The 6,778-nt window shown below is 71.2% G+C and carries 9 protein-coding genes; 3 read left to right on the top strand and 6 right to left on the bottom strand.

The genetic code is table 11. From position 1 onward, the window contains the following. Positions 1–70: 70 nt before the first annotated feature. Entirely contained in the window at positions 71–760 is a 690-nt protein-coding gene (locus tag G3I19_RS33035; RefSeq protein WP_164267399.1) for an endonuclease, read from the top strand. A gap of 62 nt (positions 761–822) precedes the next feature. On the opposite strand, the gene G3I19_RS33030 is transcribed toward G3I19_RS33035, so the two are convergent. From G3I19_RS33030 to G3I19_RS33010, 5 genes are all read right to left on the bottom strand, one after another. After that, positions 823–1,074, bottom strand: coding sequence for a DUF6213 family protein (locus G3I19_RS33030; RefSeq protein ID WP_164267397.1), 252 nt, complete (start codon positions 1,072–1,074; stop codon positions 823–825). Positions 1,075–1,282: 208 nt separating this feature from the next. Then, the gene (locus G3I19_RS33025) at positions 1,283–1,612 is read right to left on the bottom strand and encodes a hypothetical protein (RefSeq protein WP_239074998.1); all 330 of its coding nucleotides are present in this window, start codon (positions 1,610–1,612) and stop codon (positions 1,283–1,285) included. Between the two features lie 156 nt (positions 1,613–1,768). Further along, positions 1,769–2,563, bottom strand: coding sequence for an SAM-dependent methyltransferase (locus G3I19_RS33020; protein ID WP_164267396.1), 795 nt, complete (start codon positions 2,561–2,563; stop codon positions 1,769–1,771). A 222-nt stretch (positions 2,564–2,785) separates the two neighbouring features. Then, entirely contained in the window at positions 2,786–3,730 is a 945-nt protein-coding gene (locus G3I19_RS33015; RefSeq protein ID WP_164267395.1) for a hypothetical protein, read from the bottom strand. Between the two features lie 116 nt (positions 3,731–3,846). Then, positions 3,847–4,113 (bottom strand): cation transporter, encoded by a 267-nt coding sequence (locus tag G3I19_RS33010; protein WP_164267394.1) that lies wholly within the window; start codon positions 4,111–4,113, stop codon positions 3,847–3,849. 182 nt (positions 4,114–4,295) lie between these two features. Between G3I19_RS33010 and G3I19_RS33005 the strand changes: the two genes are divergently transcribed. Both G3I19_RS33005 and G3I19_RS33000 read left to right on the top strand, forming a co-directional pair. After that, positions 4,296–5,741 (top strand): MFS transporter, encoded by a 1,446-nt coding sequence (locus tag G3I19_RS33005; protein WP_164267393.1) that lies wholly within the window; start codon positions 4,296–4,298, stop codon positions 5,739–5,741. A 113-nt stretch (positions 5,742–5,854) separates the two neighbouring features. Then, complete coding sequence (locus tag G3I19_RS33000; protein WP_164267392.1) at positions 5,855–6,352, top strand: peptidylprolyl isomerase; 498 nt, start codon at positions 5,855–5,857, stop codon at positions 6,350–6,352. Between the two features lie 191 nt (positions 6,353–6,543). Here the strand turns inward: G3I19_RS33000 and G3I19_RS32995 are convergent. Then, on the bottom strand, positions 6,544–6,778 hold a 235-nt coding region (locus G3I19_RS32995), incomplete at its 5' end, for an acyl-CoA dehydrogenase family protein (RefSeq protein WP_275402796.1).

Below are 6,778 nucleotides of genomic sequence, written 5' to 3'. Positions count from 1 at the left end.
TCCCGCGCCCGCGGCCGCCGCGCACCCGGCCACCCGTGCGGCCGCCGTCCCGGCTGCCACCGCCTCCGGGGTGCTGGACGACTCGTACTACGCGGACGCCGAAGGCAAGTCGGGCGCGGCGCTCAAGACCGCGCTCCACACGATCATCAGCAAGCAGTCGACGGTCAGCTACGCCCAGGTCTGGGACGCGCTGACGGTCACCGACCAGGACCCGGCGAACTCCGCCGACGTGATCGAGCTGTACACGGGGAAGTCGGTCCCCAAGTCGAGCAGCGGCGGCAGCACGGGCGACTGGAACCGCGAACATGTCTGGGCCAAGTCGCACGGCGACTTCGGGACGGCCACAGGTCCGGGGACCGATCTCCACCATCTGCGGCCGTCGGACGTGGCCGTGAACGGCGTCCGGGGCAACAAGGACTTCGACAACGGCGGCACGGCGGTCGCCGGAGCCCCCGGCAACTTCACGGACTCGGACTCCTTCGAGCCGCGCGACGCGGTCAAGGGCGATGTCGCCCGGATGATCCTCTACATGGCCGTGCGGTACGACGGCGGCGACGGATTCCCCGACCTGGAGCCGAACGACAAGGTCGACAACGGTTCGGCGCCGGCGATCGGCCGGATCAGTGTGCTCAAGCAGTGGAGCGACGAGGACCCGCCCGACGCCTTCGAGGAGCACCGCAACGACGTGATCTACAGCGACTACCAGCACAACCGGAACCCGTTCATCGACCACCCCGAGTGGGTCGACTCCATCTGGTAGGAGCGGGCGTGCGGGGGCGGGCCGGCCCGCCCCCGCCGCACCGTCCGGCGGTGGGCGGGCGCTCAGGCGAGTTCCCCGTCCCCGCTTCCCTTGGAGGTGTGGGCGATGCACTCGACGTCGATCTGGTCGGCGAGTTTCGCCAGTTCGATGGTGAGGGCGGCCACGGTGTCCTCGTCGGCGTTCGACGCGTCGTCGCGTACCGCCTGCAGCCAGCCCGCGCCGAGCGTCCGCAGCATGTGGCTCACATCGGCGGCTGCCACATGCAGTACGCCCTGCTCGTCGGGGACCAGGGCCAGCATGACGTCACGGTTCAAGTCTCTCCGCCTCCAGTGTCTGCGGAATGCTCCGCGGTGCGACTCTAATGACACCTTGCGCCCTCACGCGGGACATGAGGTGCATGCCCCTCGGGAGCGCGTGCGATGTATGAGCTGTCCGTGTCTGTCCTTGGAGTGGTGTGCCCGCTCGGGGGCCGGGCCACTCCGGCCGCGGGGCATCAGGAGCCGGAGCGGTACGTGCCGCTTCTCACCGCCGCTCGGCGCGGCGGCGCCGGATGACGGCGATGTCGATGGCCGCCACGGCGGTGAAGAGGGCGCAGACGGCGGCGAGAACCACGAGGAGGGCTGTGCTCGGGGACCCCGACGACCGCGCGGAAGCCGCCCACAGCGCGAGGAGCGCGGCCCCCGCCGCGAAGAGTGGCAGGGCGATCGAGGAGAGCACCAGCCGGGCGCCCAGCGCGCTGTAGGCGGTCAGTGGTTCGGTCCCGGTCCTGGGCCGCCCGAGGCCGGGGAAGTGTGAGCGGGCGTGCGGGGCGGGGCCGCCGTGGCCCCCGCTCAGCACCGCACGGTGGGACATGAGCAACCCCTTCCCGGCCGCGGTCACCGGGAGTGCGGGCGGCCGCGCGCCTGAATCGCGTGGATCCTGTACCACCCAGTGTGCTCCGCCCGGGCCGTTCCCGGCCGGTCCCGGCCGTTCCCCACTTTTCTGGGTCTGGCCCTGGCCCCTCCCGGGTCAGCGGGCCTGGCGGACGCGTCCCACCGCGGCGTAGATCCCGCTGTCCTCCGCTTCCGGCGCGGATGTGTCCTTGAACCACTCGGGTGCGGTCACCAGGCCGGGCTCGACCAGATCGAGCCCGTCGAAGAAGCGGGCGACCTCGCTACGGGTGCGGAAGCCGAGCCGGATGCCGCCCTTCGCGTACTGCGCCGTGACCATGGCCGCCAGCTCCTCGTACCGGTCCGACGCGGCATGGGACAGCACCAGGCAGCTGCCCGGCGGCAGGGTCTCCACCAGGGCGCCGACGATGCCGTACGGGTCCTGGTCCTCGGGGACGAAGTGCATCAGCGCGATCAGCGAGAGCGCGATCGGCCGGTCGAAGTCCAGGAACTTCCTGGCGTGGTCGATGATCGTCAGCGGCTCGCGGACGTCCGCCTGGATGTAGTCGGTAGCGCCCTCAGCGCTGCTGACCAGCAGGGCCTCCGCGTGCCGCAGGACGATGGGGTCGTTGTCCGTGTAGACCACCCGGGCCGACGGCACGGTCCGCTGGACGATCTGGTGCAGATTCGGCCGGGTGGGGATACCGGTGCCTATGTCGAGGAACTGGTCGATGCCGCTGTCCGCGAGCCAGGCGGCGGCGCGGTTCATGAACGCCCGGTTCTGCCGGGCCGCGTCCTTCGCCTCGGCCGGAAGGCTCTCGCCGACCTCCTGGTCGACGGGGTAGTTGTCCTTGCCGCCCAGCAGCCAGTCGTATACCCGGGCGGGGTGCGGCTTGCTCGTGTCGATCCGGGGGGCGGGTACGGCTGCCGTCATGGCGGGCTCCGTTGCGCGAGGAGTGGACGGGGCAGGTTCCGGTGAGGCCGGGGCGCCGGGTGACTGCCCACGCTGTCCGCGGTCACCCGGCACCCCGGCCGACCAGCGCCTTGTCGGCGAAGTCTGCCACAGCAACTCGCCGTGCAGCACATGGCGTTGAACAGGAGGAACGGGGCGGACGCGGCCCGTCCGGCCCGTTCCGCCCCGTTCGTGCGCCGCTGTTCAGTGGTCGTGCCCGCCGTGCTCCGGCATGTCCGCATCGGAGCCGGAGCCGGAGCCGGTGTGCGAGGCCGCCGCCCGGACGGTGAACTCCGCTGTGTGGACCTTCCCCTGGTGCTGGAAGTCCAGGTACAGCCGGTAGGCCGTGGCGCTGGGGAACTCCGCGTGGAAGGTGATCCCGGGCCCGGGGGGTGTGGTCCCGTCGCCGGGTGCTCCCTGCGGGTGTACGTGGAGGTAGGCCAGGTCGCCCTGGCGCAGGGCGACGAGATGTCCGTACGCGCCCAGGTAGGGCTGGAGATCGGTGACCGGCCGGCCGTTCTTCGCGACCGACAGCGTGAGCATGCTCGCCGCGCCGGCCGTGGCGTCTCCGGACAGCGTGACGGTGTATCCGTCGACATGTGCGGTGTGGGAGGGCGCGGGCAGCGGGGTGGGCCGGTAGTCGCCGGCGACGGAGACATCGGCGCCCAGGGTGAGGCCGCTGCCGCCCGCGGGCACGAAGTCGGTGAAGACGCGGTAGCTCCCGGCCGAGCGGAAGGTGAGCGGCACCGACCAGGTGCCGTCGGCGGCCAGTTCGGGATGGACGTGCTGGAAGCCGGAGAGGTCGCTGCGGGCGACGATGAAGTGCAGGTCCTTGCCGTGCGACTGCGTGTAGCGGGTGACCGGCTTTCCGTCGGGGCCGGTGATCCGGAAGCGGAAGTCGGTCTTCTTGCCGGCCGGCAGCGGCTCCGACGGCGGTACGAGGGTGTAGCCGTGCTCGGAGATCTGCAGACCGCCGGGCACGGTGTCGCCGGAGCCCATCGGGTCGGCGGAGCTTTCCATGCCGTGGTCCGCGTGGGCGTCGGCGGACTCGCCGCCCACCGGCCCCACCGCGTGGCCGATGCCGAGAGAGGCCCCGAAGACCAGGGCGAGACCTACCGCGAACGTTGCTGTCCTGCCGATGGTGTTCATCGCTTGTCCTTCCGGGGAGCCGCGGCTCCGTGCCGAGCGTAGGGGGGGGTGGGGTATGGCCTACGGAGGCCGGCGCCCGCTGTGCGCGGGCGGCCGGACCCAGGTGGCGCGCTGCGTCAGTGGCAGGTTCCGCAGCAGCTGCCCGACGCCTGCTCGGGGGCGGCGGTGACCTCGTACCCGGCCTCGTCGACCGCGGCGGAGACCGCCGCGTCGTCGACGGCGCCGGTGGACGTCACCGTCACCTTGCCGGTGGAGAGATCGACATCGACCCCGGTCACCCCGTCGATCTTGGAGACCTCCTCGGTGACGGACGTGACGCAGTGGGCGCAGGTCATGCCGCTGACGGTGTAGACGGCCGGGGATTCGGACGCGGTGGTGGTCATGGCGAAGCCTCCTGCTTCTCGGTCGCGCCGGCGGTCTCTCCGCCGGTCACTCATCCGACTACATACCCCTTGGGGGTATCTCGTCAAGTCGGAACCGATGTGGCGTCCGGGGTGGCGCTACGTACCCCCTGGGGGTATGTTGCTCTTCCGAAGATACCCCCCTCCGGTATGGGAGCCTTCTGATGTCAGACTCAGCCGCACCTCCGCATCCGCGGCGCTGGACCGCGCTCGCACTGATCGCCCTTGCGCAGTTCATGGTGATCATGGACACGTCGATCATTGGCGTGGCCCTGCCCGATATGCAGCACGACCTGGGCTTCTCGCAGGAGAGCCTGTCCTGGGTCTTCAACGCCTACGTCGTCGCGTTCGGCGGGCTCCTGCTCCTCGGCGGCCGTCTGTCGGACCTGTTCGGGGCCAAACGGCTCTTCGTCATCGGCTGGACGGTCCTCGCCGCCGGTTCCCTCACCGCGGGGCTGGCCGGTGAGGTCTGGGTCGAGCTGACCGGCCGCGCCCTGCAGGGCATCGGTGCCGCGCTGATCGCGCCCTCGGCCCTGACACTGCTGATGATGCTCTTCGGATCCCGCCCCGCCGAGCTCACCAAGGCGTTCGCGCTGTACGGCGCGGCCGCTCCGGCGGGCGGCACCGCCGGTGTCTTCCTCGGCGGCCTCATCACCCAGTACGCCAGCTGGCCCTGGGTCTTCTACATCAACATCCCCATCGCGATCGTCGTCCTGGCGATGACGCCGGGCGTCATGCCGTCGGCCCCGGCGCGCCGCGGCTCCATCGACCTCGCCGGTGCCGTCACGGTCACGGCGGGACTGGCCATCGCCGTCTTCGCGGTGGTGCGCGCCCCCGGGACGGGCTGGGGCTCGCCGAAGACCTGGCTCGTCCTGCTGGCCGGGATCGCCCTGATCGGCGCGTTCGTCGTCATCCAGTCCCGGCGGAGCGAGCCGCTGATGCGGCTCGCCATCCTGCGGTCACCCAATCTGGCGGGCGCCAACATCGCCCAGCTGCTGATGGCCGCGGCCTGGATCCCGATGTGGTTCTTCCTCAACCTCTACCTGCAGCAGGTGCTGGGCCTCGGCGCGTTCGCCTCCGGATCCGCGCTGCTTCCCATGACGGTCGCGATCATGATCATGATGATCGTCCTCGCGCCCCGGCTGATCGCCAGGTTCGGCCCCAAACCGATGATCGTCACCGGGCTGTTCGCGCTGGCGGCGGGCATGGTCTGGCTGTCGTTCGTCCGCGCCGACGGCACGTTCCTGGTCGATGTCCTGCCCGCTTCGCTGCTGGCGGCGGTGGGCATGTCGCTGGCCTTCATCCCCTCGCTCGGTACGGCGCTCTCCAGCGCACGCCCCGAGGAAGGCGGACTGGCGTCCGGCATCGTCAACACCAGTTACCAGGTCGGCTCGGCGCTGGGGCTGGCCGCCATGACGGCGGTCGCCGCCGCGCACGGTTCCAACGAGCTGGGCAACACCGGCGCCCTCACCAACGGCTTCTCCGCCGCCTTCATCGGTGCCGCGGCCCTCGCCGCGGCCGGCGGGGCCGCCTCGCTCCTCACCCTGCGCGCCGCTCCGGCGTCCGCAGCGGAGGGCGCGGCGCAGCAGGAGCAGCCCGAGGCCGTCTGACGGGCACGGTCCATCCCCGGCCGACCCGGCCCGCCGGACGCGTACGAGGCGTGTCCGGCGGGCCGCCGGACCTGCGGCGGGGGTCTGCGGGACGGACGTGACAGGATGTCTCCATGTCTACCAACGTTTTCTTCGACATCACCATTCAGGGCGAGGCCGCGGGAAGGATCGTCTTCGAGCTCTTCGACGACATCGTTCCCAAGACCGCGCAGAACTTCCGTGAGCTCGCCACCGGCGAGCACGGCTTCGGCTACGAGGGCTCGGCGTTCCACCGCGTCATCCCGGACTTCATGCTCCAGGGCGGTGACTTCACCAGGGGTGACGGCACCGGCGGCAAGAGCATCTACGGCGAGAAGTTCGCCGACGAGAACTTCACGCTCAAGCACGAGCGGCCCTACCTGCTGTCGATGGCCAACGCCGGCGCGAACACCAACGGCTCGCAGTTCTTCGTCACCACGGTGCAGACCCCGTGGCTCGACGGGAAGCACGTCGTCTTCGGCGAGGTCGTCGAGGGCCAGGAGCTCGTCAAGAAGATCGAGTCCCTCGGGTCCCGCTCCGGCAGCACCAGCGCGAAGATCGTCATCGCGGCTTCCGGCGTCGTCGAGAAGTAACCCCCGGACCCCAGGTCCCCGGACCTGAGATCCCCGGACCCCAGGTCCCCGGATTCTCCCGGCCACCGCCCGGACCCGTCCGGGTACCTCCGCGGCCGCCACCACGGTGAGCGGCCGCGGGGTACCGGACGCCGGCGGGCAGCAGCCCGCGACACTTGCTGTTGCCGCAAGTCCGCCGCACAGCAAAAGAGTTACGCGCCCGGCCGGGCCAGTACCCGGGCCCGGCAGGCCGACGGGGAACCCCAGGCCGAGCGCAGAGCACGAGCCTTGCGGATCCACAGCGACAGGTCGTACTCGGCGGTGTAGCCGATGGCGCCGTGCAGTTGCAGCGCGGTCCGGGCGGCCGCGTACGCCGCCTCGCCCGCCGCCACCTTCGCGGCCGCGACATCGGCCCCCGCGTCCGGCGCCTCGCCCGCCAGGGCCACC

The organism is Streptomyces sp. SID10853 (assembly GCF_010548145.1).
In the GTDB taxonomy this organism is placed as follows: Bacteria; Actinomycetota; Actinomycetes; order Streptomycetales; family Streptomycetaceae; genus Streptomyces.
This window is presented reverse-complemented; position numbering and strand designations above follow the sequence as displayed.

Coding starts and splice junctions, on each gene's coding strand:
- G3I19_RS33025 (WP_239074998.1), bottom strand. CDS start 1,612: ATGTCCCACCGTGCGGTGCTGAGCGGGGGCCACGGCGGCCCCGCCCCG.
- G3I19_RS33020 (WP_164267396.1), bottom strand. CDS start 2,563: ATGACGGCAGCCGTACCCGCCCCCCGGATCGACACGAGCAAGCCGCAC.
- G3I19_RS33015 (WP_164267395.1), bottom strand. CDS start 3,730: ATGAACACCATCGGCAGGACAGCAACGTTCGCGGTAGGTCTCGCCCTG.
- G3I19_RS33010 (WP_164267394.1), bottom strand. CDS start 4,113: ATGACCACCACCGCGTCCGAATCCCCGGCCGTCTACACCGTCAGCGGC.
- G3I19_RS33005 (WP_164267393.1), top strand. CDS start 4,296: ATGTCAGACTCAGCCGCACCTCCGCATCCGCGGCGCTGGACCGCGCTC.
- G3I19_RS33000 (WP_164267392.1), top strand. CDS start 5,855: ATGTCTACCAACGTTTTCTTCGACATCACCATTCAGGGCGAGGCCGCG.